This window comes from Streptomyces sp. A1136 (assembly GCF_004795055.1).
GTDB lineage: Bacteria > Actinomycetota > Actinomycetes > Streptomycetales > Streptomycetaceae > Streptomyces.
This window is the reverse complement of record NZ_SSBJ01000018.1, coordinates 108,283-128,326: the sequence shown is the minus strand read 5'-3', so window position 1 is coordinate 128,326 and position 20,044 is coordinate 108,283. Positions and strand designations below refer to the sequence as shown.

Sequence of the window (20,044 nt, the reverse complement as noted above, 5' to 3'; positions counted from 1 at the left end):
GACGTACGGGCCGGGGTGGCCCGACACCCCAAGAATGCCAACTCAAAGTTGGCGTGTCAACTCAGAGTTGGCCAACTCATTATTTGCATTACTGGTTGTGGCATGCCGACGCCCCCGGACCTGCGGCGATGCGGTCGGGGGCGTCGGGGGTTCAACTGGGGTGGCCACGGCGGTGATGCGCGTCCGGCCCGGCGTGCCGTACCTGGGCGACGGCCTGCCTCAGGAGTTCGGCGTCACGGCCGCGCCGATGATGTCGGCGTGGTCGAAGGCCATGTTCTCCGGCAGGTTCTTCACCGGCCACCAGCGGGCGGTGCGAGCGTCGCCCCCGGCAACGGGCATGGTGCCGTCGGGGACGATGACCATGTACGCGAAGGTCACGTACGCGCCGCGCGGGTCGCGGCCGGCCCGGTCCCAGACGCCGATCTGGTGGAAGCGGCCGACGGAGACCTGGACACCGGTCTCCTCGGCCAGTTCGCGGGCGGCGGTCACGAACGGCGCTTCCTTGCCGTCGACATGACCCCCCGGGAGGGCCCAGGCCCCTTCGAAGGGCGGCCGGCTGCGCTCGACGAGCAGAACATCTCCTTCGCGGGTCAGGGCCACCACGTCGGCGGTGTAGATGGGTTCGGTCTCGGTGTCGGTCATGTTGGCCTTTCCGTTGAGGTGGGCGGGCGCCTCCCGGCCGGGGCCGAGGGCGGCGCCCGGCCTGGAGGCGGCTTGCCTCCGGGCCGGGCGGCCGCCTGCGGCGGCATCTGGCGCTCGGGGTGCTGGAACTACCGGGCGCGGCCGAGGCCGGCCAGGATCCGGGCCAGGAGTCGGCGCAGCAGGGTGCGCCAGGTGTCCGGCCCGGGCGGAGTTACGGGCGCGGGGGCCAGCGGCTCCGAGGCAGGGTCGGGGGCGGGCAGGTCGTGGTGACGGATCTGCCGCATCGCGGCGGGCCAAGTCTCCGGCGGGAAGCCGACGGCGGTCAGTGTCTCGGTGAGGAACGCCCAGCCGGCGGCACGGTCTTCGGTCTCGGTGCTGGTGTAGGTGACGCCGGGCTGGAGGCCGATGGCCAGGTGCCAGCGCCCGGCGGTCAAGTCGCGTTCGGCGGCCCAGGTGCCGCCGTCCCAGCTCTGCAAGGTGCCGCCGCCGTGGGAGGATCCCGCCTCGTCGCGCAGCCAGTACGCGGCAAGCTGGTGGGTCCAGCTGCGGGCGGCGGCCGCGGAGGGGTGCTGGACCCAGGTGGAGGCGGCCGGGCTGAACCACTCCTCCCAGAGCACCGCGTACGCGGCGCCGTCGATGGTGTGGACGCTCAGGTGCTCGCCGCGGAAGCGGATGTCGTCCTCTGCCGGGGCGGCCTTGATGCGGGCGGTGAGTTCGGGCGCCTGGTGGAAGTGACCGTGTCGCAGGCCAGCCAGGTGGGGCCGGTCCCAGTCCTCGCACGCGGCGGGCAGGCTGTCTTCGTGGCCGGCCACGCTCACGACGCCCCCAGCGCGATGAGGGCCGCGCGGGCGCGCTCCAGGCGCAGGCCGGCGGAGTCCTGGACGTACGCGGCCGCTTCGTCGATGACCTCGGTGATGTCCTCTCCACCCTGGTCGTCGATCCGGACGCCGATGTCGGTCAGCAGGTCGGAGATCATCCCCAGCACGCTGCCGGACTGGTCACGGTCGTCGTAGAGGGCCTGGAGGACGGCGGCCTGGTCCTCGTGGTCGGCGGTGTCGCCGAGCGCGTTCTCGCGCAGCGCGTGCAGGCCGAGGCGGATGGCGGCGACGGCGGTGGCGATGTCGGCGCTCACCGGCGGGACGCCTTCACCGTGACGAGCAGAGCGGCCAGCGTCTCCCAGGAGTGGTGCCAGCTCTGATCGAGGCAGTACCGGCCGTTCATGCCGAAGTCGGCCAGGTTGAAGAAGTTCTTCTTGCCGGTGGCCTCGGCGAGCCGCTGGAGCAGGCCCTGGGGCACCCGGCGGTCGGCGGCGAAGTGTGTGGCGCCGGAGACCGCGAGGGCGGCGGCCAGGGCGGCCGGGTGCAGGCGGATCCCGAGGGCGCGGGTGCCGGCGACGAGGACCAGGCCCTGGGTGGCGGTGTACTGCAGGACGTGGTGGAGGCAGGCCCGGCGGCCGCCGTCCGTGCCGACGACGGTGACCGTGCCGTCCTCGTGCTCGTACTTCACCGGTGCGGCGTCGGTGGCGCCCTTGGCCTGGGAGTCGAAATCGGACTGGCCCCAGTGGTCGGCGTGATCTGCCGCGGCGCGCAGTAAGGCGTAGGCGGCGGCGAAGGTCGAGGCGCGGTGGTTCATGATGAGTGTTCTCCTCGGTTCTGCTCTGGACGGGGAGCCCCGGGGCGGCCGTACCTCTTGGCCGATGCTGCGGCCGTCCCCGGGACCTACGGCGCCGGCCTACTGGTCGGCGGTGTAGCGGTTGACCTGGTTGCGGACGTGCTCGCGGCTGAAGTCCAGGTGGTCGGCAACGGCTTTCTGGGTCAGGGTCTTGGCGTCCATCTCGGCCTTGACCGCGGCCCAGTAGGCGCGGTGGGCGGTCTCGATGGCCTTGTCGCGGGCCTCGGCGGCCTTGTCGAGGCGGGCCTTGGCTGCGGTGGACTCGGGGGTGTCGGGTCTGGTGGGGGTCATGGTGGTCAGCTCCGTGACGGTTGAGGGACGATGTAGCTGCCCCCTGCTCCGGTTGAGAGCGGGTTGGGCTGGCCCGGGGCGGGCGGTCTGGTTGGTAGCCGGGTGCCGCCCGCCCCGGGGGTCAGAGCGCCTTGGGCCGGGGCTTGCAGGCGTGCGCGAGGGCGACGTCGAGGAGGGGTCCGATACGGTCGGGGTAGTCGGTGATCTTCATCGAGAGCCCGCACTTGTGGCACTTGAACGTCGCGGTCTTCATCGGGGTGGTCAGGCGGGTGAGAGCCTGGCGGATCAGTTCGAGCATGGACGTCTCCTTCGGTCAGGCGGCGAGGGCGATGATCCCGGCGAGGACCAGCAGGGCGACGGCACCGGCGGTGATGTCGATGGCGAGCCGGAGCGCGCGGAACTTCCTGGCGGCGATCTTGGAGAGGACCACGATCCGCTCGGCGCTGCGGTCGGAGGCGATGTCGGCGGCGGCCTCCTGGGGCGTGCAGGTCGCCCAGTGGAGGTAGGAGCCGCTGACGTCGCCGCCGAGGCGGGGGCGGACGATCAGCAGGACCAGAAGCATCGCGGCGGCCAGGGCGGCCGAGCCGATCCCGGCGGCGACGGTGGCGGCGACCGGGAGGTGGTGGCCGGGGACCGTGGCGATCAGGACGGCGAGGGGGAGGCTGAGGACGGTCAGGAGCGCGGACGCCTTGGCGTCGGTCCTGCCCATCTCGGCGATCACCTCGGTGCGGGCCTGGGCCAGGCGCGCCTCGGTGGGGGCGGCCTGCGGTAACTGCTGGGTCAGCTCCATGGTTCGATGCCTCCGCTCGTCGGTGCGGGCCCTTGCCCACACCCCAAGAATGCCAAGTCCGAGTTGGCATGTCAACCCATACTTGGCCAACTGAAAGTTGCCGCATGTGGGCGCCGCCTGCCCGACAGGAGGGCAGGCGGCGCGAGGGCCTACGCGTCGGTGGGGTCGGCGTGCAGGTGGTCGTACGCCGAGCAGGCCCTCCTCCAGAGGTCGCTCGCGTACTCGGGCGGCTCCTGGGCGCACAGGCGGGCGTAGAGGTCGGGGAAGTTGCGGCCGGTGCCGTCGCCGGCGGGGTCGTTGTCCATGGCGTCGGCCAGCGCGTACGGGTCCCTCGGGACCTGCGGGTCGAGGTGGTCGAGGTCGGGGCGGAAGGTGCCGACGGTGATGACGGTGCCCTCCACGTGCGAGGTGTGGTGCAGCTGCCTGCGCAGGCCCGCAGCGATCTCCTCGGCGCGGCTCTCGTGTTCGTACGGGCCGATCCGTACCGGGTCCAGGCCGGGCCGGTCGAGGATGACGGCGTGGCCGACCGGCTCGGTGTAGCGGACAGGGCGGCCGATCAGGTGCGCGTAGGTCACCTCGGCGCGGGTGGAATCGCCGATGTAGCCACCGACGTTGACGACCAGGACTTCGTCGCAGGCCCGGATCTTCCAGCGGTGCAGCGCGTCGAGCGCGGTCTTGAGCTCTTCAGCGGCCGCGGGCTCCTCCCACAGCGGATGGGCCTTCTTCATGTCGCAGCCAGGGGCCAGGACGGCGTGGCCGGCGATCGTCTCGCGGAAGTTGGCCTCGGCGAGCTCGCGCCAGAAGCGGGTGGAGCCGCAGAGGGTGACGACCTTGGGGCGGCCGGTGGAGGTGTCGGACGGGTTGAGCAGCTGTTCGGTGGTGGAGGGGGCGGCGGCCGCGATGAGGGCGGCGGCCTGGAGGTCGCGGTTGTGGTGCTCGGTCATCGACAGGTCCTTCGTTCTCTCGGGATGGGCGGGTGTGGCCGGTGCCAAGCGAGCTCGGCACCGGGGGACGTGCCGGTGCTGTCGGTAAGCGCCTGGGCGTGACGCCAGGCCTTGGCCAGGCGCAGCACGGCCTGTTCGTACGTCGGGGAGTCGGTGGTCTCAGCGGCGTCGTTGGCCTCGGCGAGCGCCTGGATGAGGGCAACGGCCTCGGGGACCGCGAGGTTGTCGAGAACGGCGAGCTCGGCGCTGCGGAAGGGGTCGATGCAGAGCTGCCCGTACTCGTCCTTGATGCGGTCGTGGTCCCGTTGGATCGCCTGCCAGCGCACGGCGCTGGGTCTGGAATCCCGGGCCGGGCGGATCGGTCGGGGGCGGAGGAGGTCGGTGAGAATCGCCGTGAAGTGGGGCGCCTTGTAGGTGAAGACGATGCAAGCAACGACGCTTCCGACCCAGCGCAGGTTCAGCAGCAGCGTGTGCATCCACTGCTGACCGGCGTCCACCATCGTCATCGGCCGGTCGCGCGCAGCTCGTGCGCGTGGCACAGGACCGGAGCGGTGAAGATGCCGATCTTGTTCACCGTCCAGCGTCCGCCCGTGAGCTCGCCGGGTGGGACCTCGTCGACGATCCTCCCCTTCTTGCCCGCGGCCCTGGGGTTGTCCGCACAGGTGATGATCTCCACCTCGGCGCCGGCCTTGAACATCTGCTGCTCCTCGTGTGCTCGGAATAACGGGTGGTGTGTATGCACGTGGCGGGGTGTCGGTGCCGCGGGCCGGGGCGGCCACCCTCGTGGTGGCCGCCCCGGAGGGCGGATCAGCCGGACTGGCGAATCGGCATGATCAGGTAGCGCAGCGCGTTGGGGTCCGGGTTGGTGGGGGTGAGAAGAGCCGGCTTGACCGGGTTGACGATCTGGAGGCGGATGCGGTCCGTCTTGAGCGCCGTGACGCCGTCGAGGAGGTAGCCGGGGTTGAAGGCGATGGTGACGGGGGCGCCGGTGAGCAGGTCGGTGGTGGCGGTGACCTGGTCGCGGGCGGAGGCGTCGTCTGCGGTGCCGGCGCTCAGGGCCAGGGCTCCGGCGGTGAGGTGGAGCTTGACGGGGTGGCCGCGTTCTGCGACGAGTGCCATGCGCTTGACGGCGTTGGCGAGTTCGGTGGCGTCGAGGTCGGCGGTGGCGGTGAAGTCGGTGGGCCACAGACCCTTGTGGTCGGGGAGCTGGCCGTCCATGGCGCGCAGGGTGAGGGTGCGCGTGCGGCCGGCCAGGCCGAGGACGCCGTGGGAGGAGGGGAGGGTGAGGTGGACCTGGTCGTCGGTGGCGAGGATCTTGGCGGCTTCGGCGAGGGACTTGGCGGGGATGGTGGTCTGGGTGGTGGCGCCGGTGGCCGCGGCGGGGGTCCAGGGGATGGGGCGGAGCGCGAAGCGGTAGCGGTCGGTGGCGGCGAAGGTGATCGTGTCGTCGGTGATCTCGGCCTGGATGCCGGTCAGGATCGGGAGGGCGTCGTCGCGGCCGGCGGCGGCGGCGACCTGGTGGACGGCCTCGGCGAGCTCGGGCCCGGCCGCGGTGCCGCTGGCGGCCGCGGGCCGGGGCAGGGTGGGGTACTCCTCCAGCGGGAGGGTGTGCAGGGTGTAGCGGGTGGGGCCGGAGGTGAGCACCAGGCGGGCGCCGTCGAGTTCGATGTCGACCGGTTGGGTGCCCTTGACCGTGCGGGTGATGTCGGCGAGGAGCCGGCCGGAGACCAGGACGGTGCCGGGGTTGGTGACCTCGGCGTCCACGGTCGCCTGGGCGCTGGTCTCGTAGTCGAATGCGGCGACGGCCAGGGCGTTGGCAGTGGCCTCCAGCCGGATCGCGGCGAGGACGGGGACGGGGGGCCGGGCGGGCAGGGCCCGGGCGGCGTCGGTGACGGCGGCCGCGAGCGGGGCGAGGTCCGTACGGAGTTTCATCGTTGCTCCCTTCCGAGCGTGCGGACGCCTTCCGGCCGGGGCCGGGGGGCGCCCGGGTGTGCGGGTGAGGTCAGGGCCGTCCGTCCGGTACGGGGGGAGCCGTACTGGACGGACGGGTGAGCGGGGTGGTGGCCGTCAGGCCGTGGCGGCGTCGCGGCGCTCCCTGCGCAGGCGGCGGCGGTCGTTGAGGGTGGTGCCGGCCCAGATCGCGGATCCGGCGCGGGTCGGGTGGTCCAGGGCCCAGGCCAGGCACTGCTCGCGGACGGCCTCGGGGCACTTGCTGAGGCAGGCCAGTTGGCCGTTCACGCGCTGCTTCGGGGTCCCGGTCCAGTCCTCGGGGTCGGCCCCGGGTGCCCGGCACGGTTCGTCGCCGGTCAGCTGCGGCCAGGGGGCGAGGTCGGTGGTGGTCACTCTCCCACCCCCGTGATGCCGGCGGCCGGGATGGTGGCGGTGGGCAGCAGGTGTTCGAAGGGGGCCCAGTCCGCGAGCTCGAAGGACATCTCCAGGAGGTCGAAGGGGTATTCGACGCCCTGGGAGTGGTCGTTCTGGTTCGCCTTCTCCGGCGGGAGGTTGGAGTGGTCTCCGCCGTCGGTGTCGTCGGCGGCCTGGTCGAGGTCGATGTACGCGACGACGACGTGGGTGGCGGTGCGCTCCAGGATGTACAGGCTGCGGACCGGCATCTCGTCGGGGTCGATGTCGTGCCGGCGGATCCAGGTCTGGCGGGTGGCGGCGATGGCCCAGGCCTCGCTGGCATCGGCGGCGTCGGTGACCTTGGCGCAGGCCGTGGCGTACTCGGTGCCGGCTTCGACGAGTTCGTTGACGCGAGCCAGGATGTGGTCGCTGAGGGCCTGGGTGCCGATCAGCCAGGTCAGGGAGGCGAGGCCGGTCATGACGCCGCTCCTGTCGGGAGGAGGGTGCGCGCGATCTTGGTGGGGGCGAGGAGGTGGTGGAGCGCGGAGCCGTGGTGGTGGGAGGAGAAGCTGGCGGGGAGGCCGCAGCTCCAGCAGTCGGCCTCGTCGCCCTGCCAGGCGACGGCGCAGCGGCTGCACACGAAGGCGCGGTCGGCGAGCAGGGGGTTGGCCTTGGCGAGGGACTTCAGGAACCGGCCGGCGGTGCTCAGCGGGCGGGTGGTGGAGGTGTGGTGCTGCTTGCGGCGGACGGCGTGCATGATGGTGGTCTCTCTCTCGTCTTGGCGGGTGAGGGGCCCGGGGCGGCCGACGGTTTCTGAGGCCTTGACGGCCGTCCCGGGGCGGAGCTATCGGTCGATGCCCTTGTGTTCGGCCTGGTCCCAGCGGAGGTTCCAGCCGGGGCGCAGTCCGCGGGCGGACCAGTCGGTGCGGTGGGTGGCGGCGGGGACGTCCCGGCCGGCCAGGGCGTGGAGGAGGGCCGTCTCCCAGGCGCGCTGCGCGGCCTGGCGGGCCTCGCGGCCGCTCTCGGCGAGGCCGGTGAAGACGTGCACGCCGCGCTCGCTGGTGCCGACGCGCTCTATCGGGACGTCGACCTCCCACATGACCTGTTCCATCGTCAGCCCTCCACTGCCGGGTCGTAGTCGACGAGGACGGGCTGCACGGTGATCCGGATGCTGGTGAGGGACTCGTCGTCCGGGCCGGGGCCGAACGTCATCAGGTCTTCGGGGGCGTGCTCGTCGCCGTTGTCCGGCGCCCAAGAGGTGGTGACGCCCTCCGGGAGGGGGCAACGCTTCAGGCAGGCTTCGCCCTTGGCGCGGGCCGCCTCCCGGGTGGCGTAGGTGCCGAGGGAGGAGCCGTGGCGCGTGACGGTGTAGACGGCGAGAGTGGCCGGCCTCTCGTCGGTGATGCGGGTGATGCCGGGGAAGACGGCCTCGGCGGCGGCCAGGCGGGCCTCGATCTCCATGGAGGCGCCGAGCAGCTGGAGGATCTGGACGGTGAGCGGCAGCGTGCCGGCGGCGGCCCGGCGCCGGATGTCGGCGATCACGGTGGTGGGGTCGGGGTGCGGGATGGTGGTGGAGGTCATCAGGTTCTCCGTGTCGTGGTGGGCCGGGCTGTCCGGTCCTCGGCGGTGCCCGGGCCGGACCTGACCGGGCCGGGCACCGCGGGGGGCTGTCAGCTGCTGGCCGTGCTCGTCAGGCGCAGGGCCTCGTCCAGTACGGCCCAGAGGTTGGTGCTGGGCTCGAACGCGCGGGCCGCGATGGTGAGCTGGGCGGCGCGGGCGACCTCCTCGAAGGCGGCCTGGCTGATGAGGCTGCTGGGCCAGGCGCCGCGGAGTTCGAAGGGGGCCCAGGTTCGGCCGTAGCGGGTGTAGTCCATGCCGTTGACGCGGGTGACGACCAGGCCGCGCTGCTGGTAGTCGCCCGGGAACTGGACGAGCAGGAGGAGGCCGGCCCTCTCGGCGGATTCGGCGAGGCGGGTAAGGAGCTCGGGGTCGGCGACGAAGCCGGTGACCGCCGCGCGCTGCTCCCACAGGTTGCCGTTGTAGTCGGCGGCGTCGTGTCCGGGCTGGAAGGAGTCGGTGAGGAATCCGGCCCGGTTCGCGGTGGCCATCAGCGGGATGAGGGGTTGTGCCTCGTCGTCGGGGCCATAGTTCGGCTTGACGCCGGGGTGGGTGCGGATGTCACCTTCGAGCCAGCAGGCGGTCAGCTCGGCGAGTTCGGAGAAGGTGGTGGCGGCGCGCCAGCGGCGGCGGTCCGCGCGGTTCGTCCAGGGGAGTCGGATCGGCATGAGGGTTCTCCTGTCGGGTTCAGAGCTGGGCGGCCAGGTCCTCGGCGCCGTAGGCCTCGACCTCGCGCTGCTCGATCAGCAACTCGTAGGCGCTGAGGGTGTTGGGCTTCATGGCCTGCTGGCCCCAGACGTGCCGGAGGTACTTGAGGTGGAGCTCGCGGGCGGAGCGGTCGCCGAGCTGGTGGGCGTGGACGAGCTCGTGCACGAGGGTCTCGGCGACGTCGCGCTCGTGCCGCATGTTGGGGACCTGGAGGACGATCAGCACTCCGCTGCGGTCGATGGAGGTCTGGCCGTAGGCCCGGCGGGAGTGGCGGTCGGAGCGGCTGACGGCGTTGACCTGCGAGGGGTTGATGCCGGACAGAAGCTGGGCCTCCGCGGTGTTCACCAGGTGGTCCATCTGGCTGGTGTCGCCGTTGAGGACCAGGTGGACGGCCGGCAGGGAGCCGAACTTGTCGCGGACGAGTTTCTCTGCGTCGGGGGCGATGGCCTTGGCGTACTTGCTGATGCGGCCGCCTCCGAAGAGGAAGCGGACGGTGGAGATGCGCATGCGGGGCGCCTTCCAATTTGATTCGGGCAGGTCGGATGAAGGGGCCGGGGACGGAGGGACGGTGCCGGGCCGGACTCGGCGGGCCGTCCCTCTGCGCCGGGTGTTCAGTCGGGGAGGACCGGACCCTGCCAGTTGTTGTCCCAGGTGGGGTTGGTCCGTTCGGTGCCCTGGGCCACGGCCGCCTGCTGCGCGTGGACGGCGGCCATCTGTACCCACAGGGCGGCATCGGCCGACTGCCCGGGCTGGCGAGCGAGCAGGTCGCGGGCCGTCTGGAGGGCGTTCTCGGCCTCGCGGAAGTGGTGCTGGCTGTCCACGGCGGTTCCCCTATGGGTCGTTGAGAGGTGGAGGAATGGATGGCCCGGGAGATTCGGAGATGGATCCGCCCCCCGACAAGAAAACTATAACTAATATACATCACTACGTCTAGAGGGCGGGCTTCCTCTGCCACCGCCGTCAGTCCCCGGCGCGCTCGGCGAGGTCGGCGGCTCGCTGCAGGAGGTCGAGGACTGCGCCGACGGTCGGGACCGCGATGTTGTTGTGCACGGCGATGTCGAACTGGCGGCTCAGGGCCTGCGGGTCGCGGCTGGTGGCGGCGGGTGATCCGGTCGAACAGAGAGGGGCGAGCGGCGGCCTGGGCGACGGCGGTGGCCCGTTCGCTGCGCTCGACCTCGGCGAGGCCGGCGGCCACCAGGGCAGGGACGTCGAACCAGGCCGCGGGCACGGGCGGTGCGGCCTCGGGCGCGGGGGCCCGGGGTGATCCTCTTGAGCCAGGCTTCGACCTCGTCGGCCAGGAGGCGCGTGCTCTCGTCGGGAGCCTGGGTGCCGAAGGCGGCGGATGCTGCGGATGCGGGCTTGGCGAAGCCTTCCTGCCTGCTGCGGGACGGTGGGTTAGGAGCTCCGGGGGCGGCCGGCTGAGTGGTGGCGACCTGGCGGCCGGCCCCGGAGGCGGTGGATCAGGCGGTGTACTTCCGCACGTTCTTGTAGACGTAGTCGCGCTTGCGGCCCATGGCGTTGGCGACGTCCTGCTGGGCGCCGTGGTAGCTCTTGCTGAGCTCGCCCATCCGCTGCCAGAACTCCTTCTCGGCGGCGAGTACGGCGTGGTCGCGTGCGGTCTGGGCGATCTGGACGGCGGCCTTGATGTCTTCTGCGGTGCTGGGGTCGGTGTCGGGGCGGGGGGTCATTTGGACTCCTGCGGTCGTGAGGGACGATGGTTCCGGCCCTCCTGCTCCAGTTGGAGCGAGTTGGGAGACCCGGGGACGGCGGGCCGAGTTTGGCGACCTGGCCGCCGCCCCCGGGGCGCCTCTACCGAAGATCCGGGGCGGTTGAGGGTCCCAAGGCGGGCTATGAGCTTGCTGCCCGGAACCGCGACGCCAGTATGCATCCTCACCAAATGCGTTTCAATCGAATGCGTCTGGAATCCATGGGGCTCTACGTACCTATGCGTCGGCGCTGGTCAGGACCCCTTCGGGGCGAGAGTTGGCCAATGCCGGCGGTGGGCGGGCAAGTGGCCAGCTGCCACAGGGATCGCCTTGGGACGCACGCAGCGCGGCCGTCTGCCGGCGGTGACCGCAGACATGTCTGCGCTCGCGGCGGCCCGGGGCGCGCGGCCAGATCCCGGCAATGCTGCGGCAGGCCGTACCTGGCGAAGGAGGGAAGCCGAGGGGCCGCCTCAGACCGCAAACCCGGCTCCGATTTCCTGCACGCGGCCCGAGGTCGGTGGGCCGGGCAGTGACGCAATGTGCGGGCTGGCCACACCTTTGGTTCAGGAGGCCTGGCCGCCGGTCGTCTCCGGCCGGGGGCCCAGGGCTACCTTGGATGCCTTGCCTTCCTTGATGCGGTGGATTTGGCCCTTCTTCTCCAGCTTGTTGAGGACGTTCGCGAAGGTCGACTCCGCGACTCCGCAGGCGGCCTGCAGCTGGCCCCGCTCCACGTAGTCGATGTCCTCGGGGTCGATCTCGTCGCCCTCGTCGAGCATGTCGACGTACATGGGGTCGGACTCGTCACGGAGGGCGGCCAGCACCTTCTCCTCCGACGTCAGTTCCTTGGCCTTGGGGAGGTCGACGCCGGCGAACGACGTCCCGGCCTCGCCGGTGCCGCCTTCGCCGTCCTTCTCCTCGAAGCCGGGGATGGGGGTCATGGCGAGCTCCTCCATGCGCGCCTGGTCGCCCCACCAGGGCACGTCCACCGGGGCCATGATGTTCTCCGGGCGGATGTGGTCGGTGGCGTCCTCCAGGGTGTCGATCCGCATCATGCCCGCGCGCCCGCCCGGCGCGGCGACGTAGCCCAGGCCGAAGGTGCGGCGCGGGTCCGACTCCGCCAGCGTGGGGTCGTAGACCAGCGCGTCGTCCTCCTCCACCCACACCGGCGGGATCAGCGAGGGGTCGATCCCCTCGAAGCCGGGGGGAAGGTCGCCCAGGTTCACCTGGTCGCTGTCGGTGCGCAGGATGATCCAGGTTCCGCCGGCGATGAGGTTGGCGCGGATGGCCTGTTCGCCGCCCAGCTGGTCGAGGTTGACGGTCTGGTTGATCAGGACCCAGGGCATGCCCATGGAGCGGGTCAGGGAGGCGCCATCCTTGACGATCTTGATGGCCTCCTTGCGGTTCTCTGCTCCCGGGGCCAGCATCTGGGCGGCCTCGTCCAGGATCGTGGCGCAGTACGGCCTCATGTCGGAGGGCTCGAAGTTCTTCAGGTCCAAGCGGGCGGCCTCGTCGATCCGGTGCTGGAGGACCCACCAGGACAACCGCATGGCGCCCAGGGCGCCGTACTTTGTCAGGCCGCTGTAGGCGGCCATCTTCGGGATCGCGGGGTTGCTGGCGCCCTTGGGGTCGCCGTAGATCTGGGCCATCTTGTTGGCGTGGTAGGCCAGGCTGATCATCTGGCCCGTGCCTCCCTTGCCGGAGCCGGTGGTACCGGCGATCACGACGTGGAGGGCGCCCAGTTTCGGGTCGAACAGCTGGAGTTTCGCGGGGAAGCCGGAGACGATCTTCCCGATGTTGACCCAGCCGCCCGGGGTGGCCTTTAGGGAGTCCAGGCCCTGGAATTCGTGGCCGGCCTCTAGCGGGTTGTGGTCCATGACGCGGATGATCGCGCGCCTCGGGTCGCGCCGTCCCGGCTCGTAGGAGACGAGGTCGATGGAGCGGCGCAGCGCTCCGGCCAGCTCCCCGAGGTTGACGACCCGGGGGAGCGCGTCCAGGTCGTCGTCGGCCACGACGCGCGCGACCTGGCCGCCGGTGTTCTCGTCCTTGCCGACCTCTTCCAGGTGGGTCTTGGGCAGGATCCGCGCCCGGACTCGCTTCCAGGCGCCCTGGAGCGTGGAGGGGTCCAGCTCCGCGCGCTGGGTGTACCAGACGGTGATGAATGCCTCGCCGGAGTGCGCGCCGTACTTCATGGCGATGTCGTCGACCGAGCGGCCGAAGAGGCTGCTCACGGCCTCCCTCGACACGTTCACGGAGTCGCCCAGCGCGGCGGTGATCCGTCCCTCCCAGCGGTCCGCATAGATCACCACGTCGGAGAGGACCTGGTTCTTGTGCCGGCCGTTCTTCGGGTCGCTGATCACGCGCCCCCAGGCCGCGATCATCTTGTCGGCCAGGGACACCGGTGCCCCGGGACCGGTGTTGGCCGAGGCGGCCTGCCCGGTCGGCTGCGCATGCTCCACCACGATCTTCTGCCTGCCGAAGACGCGGCGCAGGCGCCAACCGGTGAAGACGACCGCGGCCCACCAGCCCAGCGACAGGATCCCGGGCACGGTGGTCGGCTCGAAAAGGCCGGCCATCAGCGCCTCGGACGCCTCGGCTCCGCCCAACTGGCCCAGGGCCAAGCCCATGCCGGTGGTGATCGTGGAGATCCCCATGGTGTCGCGGTGCGCTCGCGCGATGTCGATCCCGGGAAGCCGGTTCGCCCAGCGGCCCAGGCGGTTCATGTAGTTGGCACCGGCGAACGTCGCACCGGCCAGGAAGCCGGCCCCGACGTAGGCCGCCGCGTTCGGGTCCAGGAAGGGGGCCAGGATGCCCACCCCGACTGGGAGGACGATCTGGAGCGCCGCGGCGGCGCGCTCCGCAGGCTCCGCGTTCGGCACGGTCTTGGTGAGGGTGGACATCGGGGGCTACTCCTGTCTGGGTACTGGGGGCCGCAAAGGCGCGGCCGGCCCGAAGAAATGCAATCCCCGGGCCGGCCGCGCCGATGGTGGGTGGTGCTGGGTGCTGCTATTCCTGCTCGAACCAGTCGCGCGAGACCTTCTCCAGGCCGTCGACGTCGGAGCGGTCGAAGGCTTCCTGGAACCCAGCGTGGGTGGTGCGGGCCTGGTCGCCTGCCGCCTTCGCGGCCTTCGCGGTGTCGGCGGTCTTCGACGCGTAGGAAAGCGCGCCCTCCGACACCCCCCGGATGGTCTTCGACAGCTCCTGGCACTCCGCCAGTGAGTCGCGGTCCACGCTCTTGGCGCCCAGCGCGTCCGCGTCGGAGGCGGTGTCGTCGGCCAGTTCCTTGATGTCGTCCGCAGCCTTCTTGACGCCCTCCGCGTTGCGGGCCAGGGCCTTTTCCTTGTCCTGGGTCCTCTTGACGAGGGCCTTGTACGTCAGCTCCGCCATGATCTTCTGTCCCTCCTGGTGCTACGCGGCGGGCGCGTAGGAGCCCTTGTCGTTGTAGAAGCGGAGTTCGGCCGGCTTCGTCTCGTCGCTGTCGACCACGGCCTTGTACAGCGGCGCGTACCTCATCCCGATGTTGGTCAGGACGACCTTGCACATCTCCGCCGCCCGCTTCGCGCGCTTGTGGAGTTCGGCGGCCTCCGTCGCCTGGGCCTTCGCGGCGTCGGCCAGCTTCGTCAGCTTCGCGGCTAGCTTCTCCCCGCCTTCGACGGCCTTGGCCTGGTCGGCCAGGTCCTGGCAGTCCCTCGCCTCATCCTCCGCCGCGGCTTCGAGCGACTTGCACGCGTCGGCCACCTTGATCAGGTGGTTCTCCTTGGCCTCCAGCTTGCGTTCGTACTGCTTGAAGTTGCGGAGCTCCTTGCGGCTGATCGACCCGCGGGCACCGTCCGTGCCCAGGGTCAGCGTGTTCGCGTCGATCTCCTTGACCAGGAGGGGCTTCACATCGGTACTCACTCCGTCGTCTCCTTCGTCCGGCGGGGCGATGACGATCGTCTGGCCGCTGGGCCCGGTCACCGCCGTCCCCTGCTGCTTCGAGTCGTCCTGCTTCGGGTCCTGCTGCTTCGCCTTGTGGTCGGTGTGCGCCTTGTTCAGCCGCGCGTGCTCCTTGGCGTTCTCCTCCTTCTTGTCCTGGTAGCCGTCCTTGGCGCCCTGTGTGTACGCCTTCACGTGGTCGACCGCGTTGCGGACCGCGGAGCCGTCGCCGTGGCCGACCTCCCGCGAACGCTGGAGCGGGGTCCGGTTGTCGGTCCCGTTCGAGCTATGCCCGGCCGCACCGTTCTTGCCGGAGCCGCCGCTGCTCCCGGAGGAACCGGCCGAGCCGGAGCCGCCGCCGCTCCCGGATCCGCCGTTCTTGCCGGATCCGCCGCTGCTCCCGGAGGAGCCTCCCGAGCCCTGGCCGCCACCCTTCTTCAGGTCGACCTTCTCGCCCTTGCCCTTGTCGGCCTTGTCCTTCGAGCTGCCGGAATTACCGCCGGACGAGCCGCCCGACGTCGATCCGCCGCCGTTTCGGGAGGCACCGGCTTTTCCGTCGTTGCCAGCCTTTCCGCCGGATCCGGCGTTTCCCGAGGAGCCGTCCTTCCCTTTGCCCCCGGAGTCCTTCGGTCCCTTGGGGCTCGTGTCCTTCGACGAACCGCCGCCACCGTTTCCGCTGGTGCCGCGCCCGCCGCCGGATCCGCCGCTCCCATTCGAGCCGGACGAGCCGCGCCCACCGCCACCGGTGGCACCGCTTCCACGACCACCGGTGGCACCGCTTCCGCCGCCTCCGGTACCCGTGGGGCCGTTCCCGGTGGAATTACGGCCCGAATTGCCGCCACTACTTCCGCGGGAATTACGACCCCCTTCACCGGCCCCTCCGGAGCCGTTTCGGGTGGGAAGTCCCGGTGATTTCATGACCGTGGTGGTCCGGGCTTCTTTTACCTGGTGCGCGCTGGCCCTGGCTTTCTCCAGGTCCAGGCGCTTGTTCGCTGTCCCGCCGCCCTTTGCCCAGCGGGTCGCGCCCGCCCGGATCAGGGTTTTGAAAACGCCTTCCTTGTGCTGGGCTCCGGCCGCGTCGGATCCGGCCCCGGTCAGGTCCTGCGGGGCCTTGAACTGCTCGCTGGTGACGCCCGGGGAGGAGCGGTCCACCACTCCGTCGGGGTCCGCCTTCGTGGCCGGGTCGTCACCGTCCGGCCTGGCCCCGGCGCCGGTCGCGGTGACCGGTCGGGCGGGCTCCACCGCGGCCATCAGGGCGGCCATGATGCCGGTGTCCGCGGCGGGGGCCGGCGCGGCGGGGGCGGCCGGCGCAGCGGGCGGAGCGGGGGGTCCCTCGGGGACCGGGGGCGCCGTATCGGTCGCCATGATTTCCTCACTCTCCGTGATCGCGGTGGTTCCTTACTCCTTACCTCCCAGCGGAGAGCGGCCGATCAGCCGGGCCATGGGGGTCCGATTGCGGCGCTCTCCGCCAGGGGGGAGGGAGTAATTAATCACCGTGTGTGACTATGCGTCGGCCTTCTTGCCCTTGCGTGCGAACACCGCGACGGCCAGGCCGCCGCCGGCGACGAGACCCAGCAGGGCGGGGGAGTTGATCCCGCCGCCCCCCGCGTTGCTGGTGTCCTGGGTGCTGCTGGCTGCCTGCATGCCGGACCCGTCGGTGGTCTCGTACTGCTGCTTGCAGTCCGCCACGACGGCACTTCTCGGGGGCACGTACCCCTGGCCGGTCAGGGCGGAGGAGTCCTTCACGCACTTGTCGACGGCCGCCTGGATCTTCTCGGCGGAGGCGGTGGCCGCCTTCTTGTCGCTGGTCGCCTGCTCGTTGCGGATCCTCATTTCCTCCAGCTCCAGCTTCTTCATCTGGATCTGGAGGGCGGCGGCCTCCTTCTCGTCCTTCGCAACGGCCGCCGAATGGGCCTGGAACCAGATGGTTCCGCCGCCGACGATCGCCACCCCGGCCACCGCGATGGCGACCTTTCCCCGGCGGGTCAGACCGGCCTTCTTGTGCACAACCGGGGTCCCGTACGGCCCTTCGCCGGCGTACGGGGAAGCGTCCGGCACGCTGTTCCCGAAGGTCATTCCGGCCGCCATTCCGGCCTGAATTCCTTCGAATACCCTCTCTTCGTCCGGTGTCATTTCAATCTCCGTTCTTACGCGCCAGGTCAGAGGCCGCTGAGATCATGGCCTCCACACCCCGGAAAGTGTTGGTGGAAAGGTCGTTCCACTCCCAGAACCGCATGTTCACGCCCTGCCGGGCCAGCTGGGATTGGAGGTAATTCACGGCCTTTCCCCGGTCGATCGCGGTCACGTGCCCGGTGGATTCCAGAAAGGTCTGGGCACCCCTGATGCACATCCGTCCGGTGGGGGAGAAATCGAAGGACTGGCACCAGCCGTAGCGGGTGAGGACTTCGATTACCTGGGCCAGGTGGGACGAGGGTTTCAAGGGGCGCGGCTCCTGCCAGAGCCCCAGGTCAGCCATCGCGGACCGGATCCCCTTGGGGATCAGTCGCTGGCCCCAGGTCGGGGGGTCGGGCGCCCAGATCTCCAGGGCCGGCGGGATCACCGCGGGGGGTGCCAGCGCGGGCGCCGGCGGGGTCGTCGTACGGGGGAAGCGCCCGGTCGTCGTGGGCATGCTGTGCTCCTTTCTTGCGTGAGTCGACAAGGCGAGGCCCCCCGCTGATCACGCTCCAGCGGGGGGCCTTCGTGCGCCTGAACCGCGTCGCGGATCTCCAGCCGCTCGGGCGGCGCCCGACTCGGTGCAGAGGAGAGGGATGCGGTCGTGGCGCGGGACGGGTGGTGCTCGGTTGTGCCTGGCCCGCTGTATCCACGCACGGGGCGCTGTGCGGGCGAGCGGCCTGCCGGCCGTGGCCGCCCCCGGTCCGCTCACGCTCCGGGGAGCGTGAGCGGACCGGGGGCGACATGAGCGGCAGGGACGGTAAGCGCCAGTAGGCGCTCAGGCAGGACGGTGAGCGCCGGTGGGCGCTCAGGCGTTGACCGGGACGCTCGCCCCGGCGCTCACGCTCGCGCTCGCCGGGGCGCTCGGGGTGCCCTCTTCGACCTGCTCACGCAGGCGCTGGGCGGTAGGGCGGGAGACGGGCTCGTCGGACAGACCGGCCTGGGTGAGCGCGTCGCGGATCTCCGTCCACTGCGGACGGCGCCCGAGCTCGGTGTAGAGGAGCCGGATCCTTTCGTGGCGGCGCTCGGTAAGCGCGCCCTGCTCGCTGCGCGTACGGGCGCTCTCCGCTCGGTGAGCGTCGTCGGCCTCCCCCGGGCGCTCACCGGGGTGAGCGCCCGCAGTGAGCGCCGGGCGCTCGCGCTCGCCCTCCCCGTTTCCGGAGGTGAGCGTGCTCACCTCCGGGTGAGCGCCGCTCGGTTCCGGGTGAGCGTCGGCGCTCACGTCCGCGCGCTCAACGGTGTGAGCGTCCTCAGGGATGAGCGTGTCGGCGAGCGCGGCGGGCGCCGATCCGAGCTTGAGCGCCATCCGCTGCTCCAGTGGAGCCTTCCACCGCCACAGCAGACCGAACTCCTCCCGTAGCCGCGCTCGCAGCCAGGTCTCCTGCTGGAGGCGGGTGAGCGCCTCGTCGTAGGAGTGGATCTCCCACAGGATCATCCGGCGGCGAAGCCGGGCAGTGGGGATCGGGGCGAGCAGCCAGCGCGAGCGCCGGACCGTGTCCATGCGGACCGTGCCGGTGACCACGCCGATCTTCGTGGCGTAGACGTGGGAGGCGATCTCGGAGAACACCACCCAGAGCAGGGTGAGGGCTGCGTGCCCGATGCGGCCCGACGCGGAGTCCGAGGCGTTCCAGTTCAGGTACACGGTGACCGCCGTGAGCACCCTGGGCACCCAGCGGATCCAGCGCAGTTCCATCCCCATCCGGATCAGAATCAGGTTGGCGCCGGTGAACGCGGGGATCGCGACGTCGATGCCGACCGGGAGCAGCCACGGCCACTCCCAGCCCCACGCGGCGGCCTTGGCCTCCAGGGCGGTGTAAGAGGAGAGCAGGCCGAGGGTGGAGACGACCGCGGCCGCCAGGACGATCCCGACGACCAGGAGCAGCTCCTGCCCGGACAGCGGCGGGACACCGCCGGTGGGCCGGGCCTCGTCGCGGATCCTGCGCCGGGTGGCGCGGGACTCGGCCCGGATCTCCCGGCGGCGGGCCCGCCGCACGGTGCGCTGCGTGGCCGCTTCGAGGCTCCGCCCGGCCTCGGCCAGGGTCTGCTCGGCAGCAGCCTGGACTGCCGTGGCCTTCGCCGCCGCTTCCCGGGCCGTCTTCGCGTTCGTCTCAGCCTGCTCCCGCAGCCGGGCGACGTCCGTATCGGTGGCGGCCCGCAGTTCCTCAGCGGAGGAACGGGCGTCGGCCAGGGCGCGTTCGGCGTCGGCGCGAAGGCCGGCCGCCGCCCTCTCGGCTCCGGCTCGCACCTGCGCGGCCAGTTCGTCCGCGCTCGTACGCGTCCGCTCCGCGTCGGCGCGGGCACGCTCCAGGAGCTCCTCGGCGTCCTTGGCCGCCCGCGTACGGGTGTCGGCGGCCGTGCGCTCGGCTGCGGCGAGGAGCTCGGCGCGCCGGTCCTTCGCGTCGGCGAGGACCTGCGCGGCCTCCCGGCCAGCCTCCGTACGGACCCGCTCACCGTCGGCAGCCGCCTTGGTGAGAGTGTCCTGGGCCTGGCGGCGCGCATCGGCCAGCACCTCCTCCGCCTTCCTGGCCGCCGCCGTGGTGAGAGTCTCGGCCTCGCCGCGCGCGTCGGCCAGCAGCAGCACGGCCGCCGACTCGGCGTCGGTACGGACCTGGTCGGCGTCGGTCTCGGCGTCCCGGCGGATCCGGTCAGCGGCCGTCGCTGCGGCGGCCAGGACCTCGTCAGTCTTGCCGCTGGCCTCGTTGGTGAGAACCTCGGCCTCCTCCCGGGCGTCGGCGAGCAGCTGCTCCGCCGCGGTCTCGGCGTCCGTGCGGGCCCGGTCGGCGGCCGTGATGGCGTCGGCCAGGATGCGGGACTGCTCGGCGGTGGCCTCCTCGGTGAGGGTGGCCGCCTCCGCGCGGGCGCCCTTCAGGAGTTCGGCGGCGCTGGCCTCGCCCACGGCGACGATCCGGGCGGCGTCAGCAGTGGCCTGGTCGCGGATGTCGGCGACGCTGTCGGCGGCGTCGGCCAGGACCGGGTCGGCTTCCTCTAACACCACAGGCACGTTCTCCTCAGCGGCCTGGGCGGGGATGGAAGCTGCAGCGGCGGGCGTCTTAGGGGCGCGTCCGGCGCCACGGGGCTTGGCAGCGGCGGGGTTACGCCTGCGCCGGGCGGTGGTGTTGGCCACGGGGTGTCCTCTCTTACTCCGGCGCCTTCGTGAGGAAGGGCACCGCGGGGCAGCGTCGGTCGGTAGGGTCAGGACCAGGTCCTCCGAGGCCCCGGCTCTAATGCCGAGGACTCGGAGGACCGCC

26 protein-coding genes are annotated in these 20,044 nt (G+C 71.5%); all 26 read right to left on the bottom strand.

What is annotated here, in order from left to right:
* Positions 1-219 precede the first annotated feature (219 nt).
* The 26 genes from E6R62_RS19235 to E6R62_RS19120 all read right to left on the bottom strand — a co-directional run bounded on the left by E6R62_RS19235 (position 220) and on the right by E6R62_RS19120 (position 19,791).
* Positions 220-642, bottom strand: a complete 423-nt coding sequence (locus tag E6R62_RS19235) for an NUDIX hydrolase (RefSeq protein WP_136214706.1) — start codon at positions 640-642, stop codon at positions 220-222.
* A 128-nt stretch (positions 643-770) separates the two neighbouring features.
* Positions 771-1,454 carry a hypothetical protein gene (locus E6R62_RS19230; RefSeq protein WP_136214705.1) on the bottom strand — a complete coding sequence of 228 codons (684 nt, stop codon included), beginning with the start codon at positions 1,452-1,454 and terminating at the stop codon, positions 771-773.
* Between the two features lie 2 nt (positions 1,455-1,456).
* Entirely contained in the window at positions 1,457-1,774 is a 318-nt protein-coding gene (locus tag E6R62_RS19225; protein WP_136214704.1) for a hypothetical protein, read from the bottom strand.
* Complete coding sequence (locus E6R62_RS19220; RefSeq protein ID WP_136214703.1) at positions 1,771-2,274, bottom strand: hypothetical protein; 504 nt, start codon at positions 2,272-2,274, stop codon at positions 1,771-1,773. Before E6R62_RS19220 ends, E6R62_RS19225 begins: the two co-directional genes overlap by 4 nt.
* A 99-nt stretch (positions 2,275-2,373) precedes the next feature.
* Positions 2,374-2,604: a hypothetical protein gene (locus E6R62_RS19215; protein ID WP_136214702.1), complete on the bottom strand. Its 231-nt coding sequence runs from the start codon at positions 2,602-2,604 to the stop codon at positions 2,374-2,376.
* A 121-nt stretch (positions 2,605-2,725) separates the two neighbouring features.
* Positions 2,726-2,902, bottom strand: coding sequence for a hypothetical protein (locus tag E6R62_RS39610; RefSeq protein ID WP_168714104.1), 177 nt, complete (start codon positions 2,900-2,902; stop codon positions 2,726-2,728).
* A gap of 15 nt (positions 2,903-2,917) precedes the next feature.
* Positions 2,918-3,394, bottom strand: a complete 477-nt coding sequence (locus E6R62_RS19210; RefSeq protein WP_136214701.1) for a Pycsar system effector family protein — start codon at positions 3,392-3,394, stop codon at positions 2,918-2,920.
* Between the two features lie 149 nt (positions 3,395-3,543).
* Positions 3,544-4,338 (bottom strand): hypothetical protein, encoded by a 795-nt coding sequence (locus E6R62_RS42045; RefSeq protein WP_206308773.1) that lies wholly within the window; start codon positions 4,336-4,338, stop codon positions 3,544-3,546.
* Positions 4,335-4,844: a hypothetical protein gene (locus E6R62_RS19200; protein ID WP_136214700.1), complete on the bottom strand. Its 510-nt coding sequence runs from the start codon at positions 4,842-4,844 to the stop codon at positions 4,335-4,337. Before E6R62_RS19200 ends, E6R62_RS42045 begins: the two co-directional genes overlap by 4 nt.
* On the bottom strand, positions 4,841-5,035 hold the full coding sequence (locus tag E6R62_RS19195; RefSeq protein ID WP_136214699.1) for a hypothetical protein: 195 nt from the start codon (positions 5,033-5,035) through the stop codon (positions 4,841-4,843). The genes E6R62_RS19200 and E6R62_RS19195 overlap by 4 nt, the downstream gene beginning before the upstream one ends.
* A 110-nt stretch (positions 5,036-5,145) precedes the next feature.
* Positions 5,146-6,270, bottom strand: coding sequence for a DNA polymerase III subunit beta (gene dnaN, locus E6R62_RS19190; RefSeq protein ID WP_136214698.1), 1,125 nt, complete (start codon positions 6,268-6,270; stop codon positions 5,146-5,148).
* 135 nt (positions 6,271-6,405) lie between these two features.
* On the bottom strand, positions 6,406-6,681 hold the full coding sequence (locus E6R62_RS39605; RefSeq protein WP_168714103.1) for a WhiB family transcriptional regulator: 276 nt from the start codon (positions 6,679-6,681) through the stop codon (positions 6,406-6,408).
* The gene (locus E6R62_RS39600; RefSeq protein WP_168714102.1) at positions 6,678-7,160 is read right to left on the bottom strand and encodes a hypothetical protein; all 483 of its coding nucleotides are present in this window, start codon (positions 7,158-7,160) and stop codon (positions 6,678-6,680) included. Before E6R62_RS39600 ends, E6R62_RS39605 begins: the two co-directional genes overlap by 4 nt.
* Complete coding sequence (locus E6R62_RS19180) at positions 7,157-7,438, bottom strand: hypothetical protein (RefSeq protein WP_136214696.1); 282 nt, start codon at positions 7,436-7,438, stop codon at positions 7,157-7,159. The genes E6R62_RS39600 and E6R62_RS19180 overlap by 4 nt, the downstream gene beginning before the upstream one ends.
* 87 nt (positions 7,439-7,525) lie before the next feature.
* Positions 7,526-7,792, bottom strand: coding sequence for a hypothetical protein (locus E6R62_RS19175; RefSeq protein WP_136214695.1), 267 nt, complete (start codon positions 7,790-7,792; stop codon positions 7,526-7,528).
* Positions 7,793-7,794: 2 nt separating this feature from the next.
* The gene (locus E6R62_RS19170; protein ID WP_136214694.1) at positions 7,795-8,262 is read right to left on the bottom strand and encodes a hypothetical protein; all 468 of its coding nucleotides are present in this window, start codon (positions 8,260-8,262) and stop codon (positions 7,795-7,797) included.
* Between the two features lie 89 nt (positions 8,263-8,351).
* Entirely contained in the window at positions 8,352-8,966 is a 615-nt protein-coding gene (locus tag E6R62_RS19165) for a hypothetical protein (protein WP_136214693.1), read from the bottom strand.
* Positions 8,967-8,985: 19 nt separating this feature from the next.
* Complete coding sequence (locus E6R62_RS19160) at positions 8,986-9,513, bottom strand: hypothetical protein (protein WP_136214692.1); 528 nt, start codon at positions 9,511-9,513, stop codon at positions 8,986-8,988.
* 104 nt (positions 9,514-9,617) lie between these two features.
* Entirely contained in the window at positions 9,618-9,827 is a 210-nt protein-coding gene (locus E6R62_RS19155) for a hypothetical protein (protein ID WP_136214691.1), read from the bottom strand.
* A gap of 639 nt (positions 9,828-10,466) precedes the next feature.
* Entirely contained in the window at positions 10,467-10,694 is a 228-nt protein-coding gene (locus tag E6R62_RS19150; RefSeq protein WP_136214690.1) for a hypothetical protein, read from the bottom strand.
* Between the two features lie 581 nt (positions 10,695-11,275).
* Complete coding sequence (locus E6R62_RS19145) at positions 11,276-13,609, bottom strand: hypothetical protein (RefSeq protein WP_136214689.1); 2,334 nt, start codon at positions 13,607-13,609, stop codon at positions 11,276-11,278.
* A 106-nt stretch (positions 13,610-13,715) separates the two neighbouring features.
* Positions 13,716-14,096 carry a hypothetical protein gene (locus E6R62_RS19140; RefSeq protein ID WP_136214688.1) on the bottom strand — a complete coding sequence of 127 codons (381 nt, stop codon included), beginning with the start codon at positions 14,094-14,096 and terminating at the stop codon, positions 13,716-13,718.
* A gap of 21 nt (positions 14,097-14,117) precedes the next feature.
* Entirely contained in the window at positions 14,118-15,989 is a 1,872-nt protein-coding gene (locus E6R62_RS40935; protein WP_240801768.1) for a hypothetical protein, read from the bottom strand.
* A 138-nt stretch (positions 15,990-16,127) separates the two neighbouring features.
* The gene (locus E6R62_RS19130; RefSeq protein WP_136214687.1) at positions 16,128-16,712 is read right to left on the bottom strand and encodes a hypothetical protein; all 585 of its coding nucleotides are present in this window, start codon (positions 16,710-16,712) and stop codon (positions 16,128-16,130) included.
* 46 nt (positions 16,713-16,758) lie between these two features.
* Positions 16,759-17,253: a hypothetical protein gene (locus E6R62_RS19125; RefSeq protein ID WP_240801762.1), complete on the bottom strand. Its 495-nt coding sequence runs from the start codon at positions 17,251-17,253 to the stop codon at positions 16,759-16,761.
* 351 nt (positions 17,254-17,604) lie between these two features.
* Positions 17,605-19,791, bottom strand: a complete 2,187-nt coding sequence (locus tag E6R62_RS19120; protein ID WP_240801761.1) for a DUF2637 domain-containing protein — start codon at positions 19,789-19,791, stop codon at positions 17,605-17,607.
* Positions 19,792-20,044: the final 253 nt, after the last annotated feature.

What these genes read in the sequence shown, in the direction of transcription:
- E6R62_RS19235 (WP_136214706.1), bottom strand. Translation starts at nt 642, where the DNA reads ATGACCGACACCGAGACCGAACCCATCTACACCGCCGACGTGGTGGCC.
- E6R62_RS19220 (WP_136214703.1), bottom strand. Translation starts at nt 2,274, where the DNA reads ATGAACCACCGCGCCTCGACCTTCGCCGCCGCCTACGCCTTACTGCGC.
- E6R62_RS19215 (WP_136214702.1), bottom strand. Translation starts at nt 2,604, where the DNA reads ATGACCCCCACCAGACCCGACACCCCCGAGTCCACCGCAGCCAAGGCC.
- E6R62_RS39610 (WP_168714104.1), bottom strand. Translation starts at nt 2,902, where the DNA reads ATGCTCGAACTGATCCGCCAGGCTCTCACCCGCCTGACCACCCCGATG.
- E6R62_RS19210 (WP_136214701.1), bottom strand. Translation starts at nt 3,394, where the DNA reads ATGGAGCTGACCCAGCAGTTACCGCAGGCCGCCCCCACCGAGGCGCGC.
- E6R62_RS42045 (WP_206308773.1), bottom strand. Translation starts at nt 4,338, where the DNA reads ATGACCGAGCACCACAACCGCGACCTCCAGGCCGCCGCCCTCATCGCG.
- E6R62_RS19200 (WP_136214700.1), bottom strand. Translation starts at nt 4,844, where the DNA reads ATGACGATGGTGGACGCCGGTCAGCAGTGGATGCACACGCTGCTGCTG.
- E6R62_RS19195 (WP_136214699.1), bottom strand. Translation starts at nt 5,035, where the DNA reads ATGTTCAAGGCCGGCGCCGAGGTGGAGATCATCACCTGTGCGGACAAC.
- dnaN (WP_136214698.1), bottom strand. Translation starts at nt 6,270, where the DNA reads ATGAAACTCCGTACGGACCTCGCCCCGCTCGCGGCCGCCGTCACCGAC.
- E6R62_RS39600 (WP_168714102.1), bottom strand. Translation starts at nt 7,160, where the DNA reads ATGACCGGCCTCGCCTCCCTGACCTGGCTGATCGGCACCCAGGCCCTC.
- E6R62_RS19180 (WP_136214696.1), bottom strand. Translation starts at nt 7,438, where the DNA reads ATGCACGCCGTCCGCCGCAAGCAGCACCACACCTCCACCACCCGCCCG.
- E6R62_RS19175 (WP_136214695.1), bottom strand. Translation starts at nt 7,792, where the DNA reads ATGGAACAGGTCATGTGGGAGGTCGACGTCCCGATAGAGCGCGTCGGC.
- E6R62_RS19170 (WP_136214694.1), bottom strand. Translation starts at nt 8,262, where the DNA reads ATGACCTCCACCACCATCCCGCACCCCGACCCCACCACCGTGATCGCC.
- E6R62_RS19165 (WP_136214693.1), bottom strand. Translation starts at nt 8,966, where the DNA reads ATGCCGATCCGACTCCCCTGGACGAACCGCGCGGACCGCCGCCGCTGG.
- E6R62_RS19160 (WP_136214692.1), bottom strand. Translation starts at nt 9,513, where the DNA reads ATGCGCATCTCCACCGTCCGCTTCCTCTTCGGAGGCGGCCGCATCAGC.
- E6R62_RS19150 (WP_136214690.1), bottom strand. Translation starts at nt 10,694, where the DNA reads ATGACCCCCCGCCCCGACACCGACCCCAGCACCGCAGAAGACATCAAG.
- E6R62_RS19145 (WP_136214689.1), bottom strand. Translation starts at nt 13,609, where the DNA reads ATGTCCACCCTCACCAAGACCGTGCCGAACGCGGAGCCTGCGGAGCGC.
- E6R62_RS19140 (WP_136214688.1), bottom strand. Translation starts at nt 14,096, where the DNA reads ATGGCGGAGCTGACGTACAAGGCCCTCGTCAAGAGGACCCAGGACAAG.
- E6R62_RS40935 (WP_240801768.1), bottom strand. Translation starts at nt 15,989, where the DNA reads ATGGCGACCGATACGGCGCCCCCGGTCCCCGAGGGACCCCCCGCTCCG.
- E6R62_RS19130 (WP_136214687.1), bottom strand. Translation starts at nt 16,712, where the DNA reads ATGGCGGCCGGAATGACCTTCGGGAACAGCGTGCCGGACGCTTCCCCG.
- E6R62_RS19125 (WP_240801762.1), bottom strand. Translation starts at nt 17,253, where the DNA reads ATGCCCACGACGACCGGGCGCTTCCCCCGTACGACGACCCCGCCGGCG.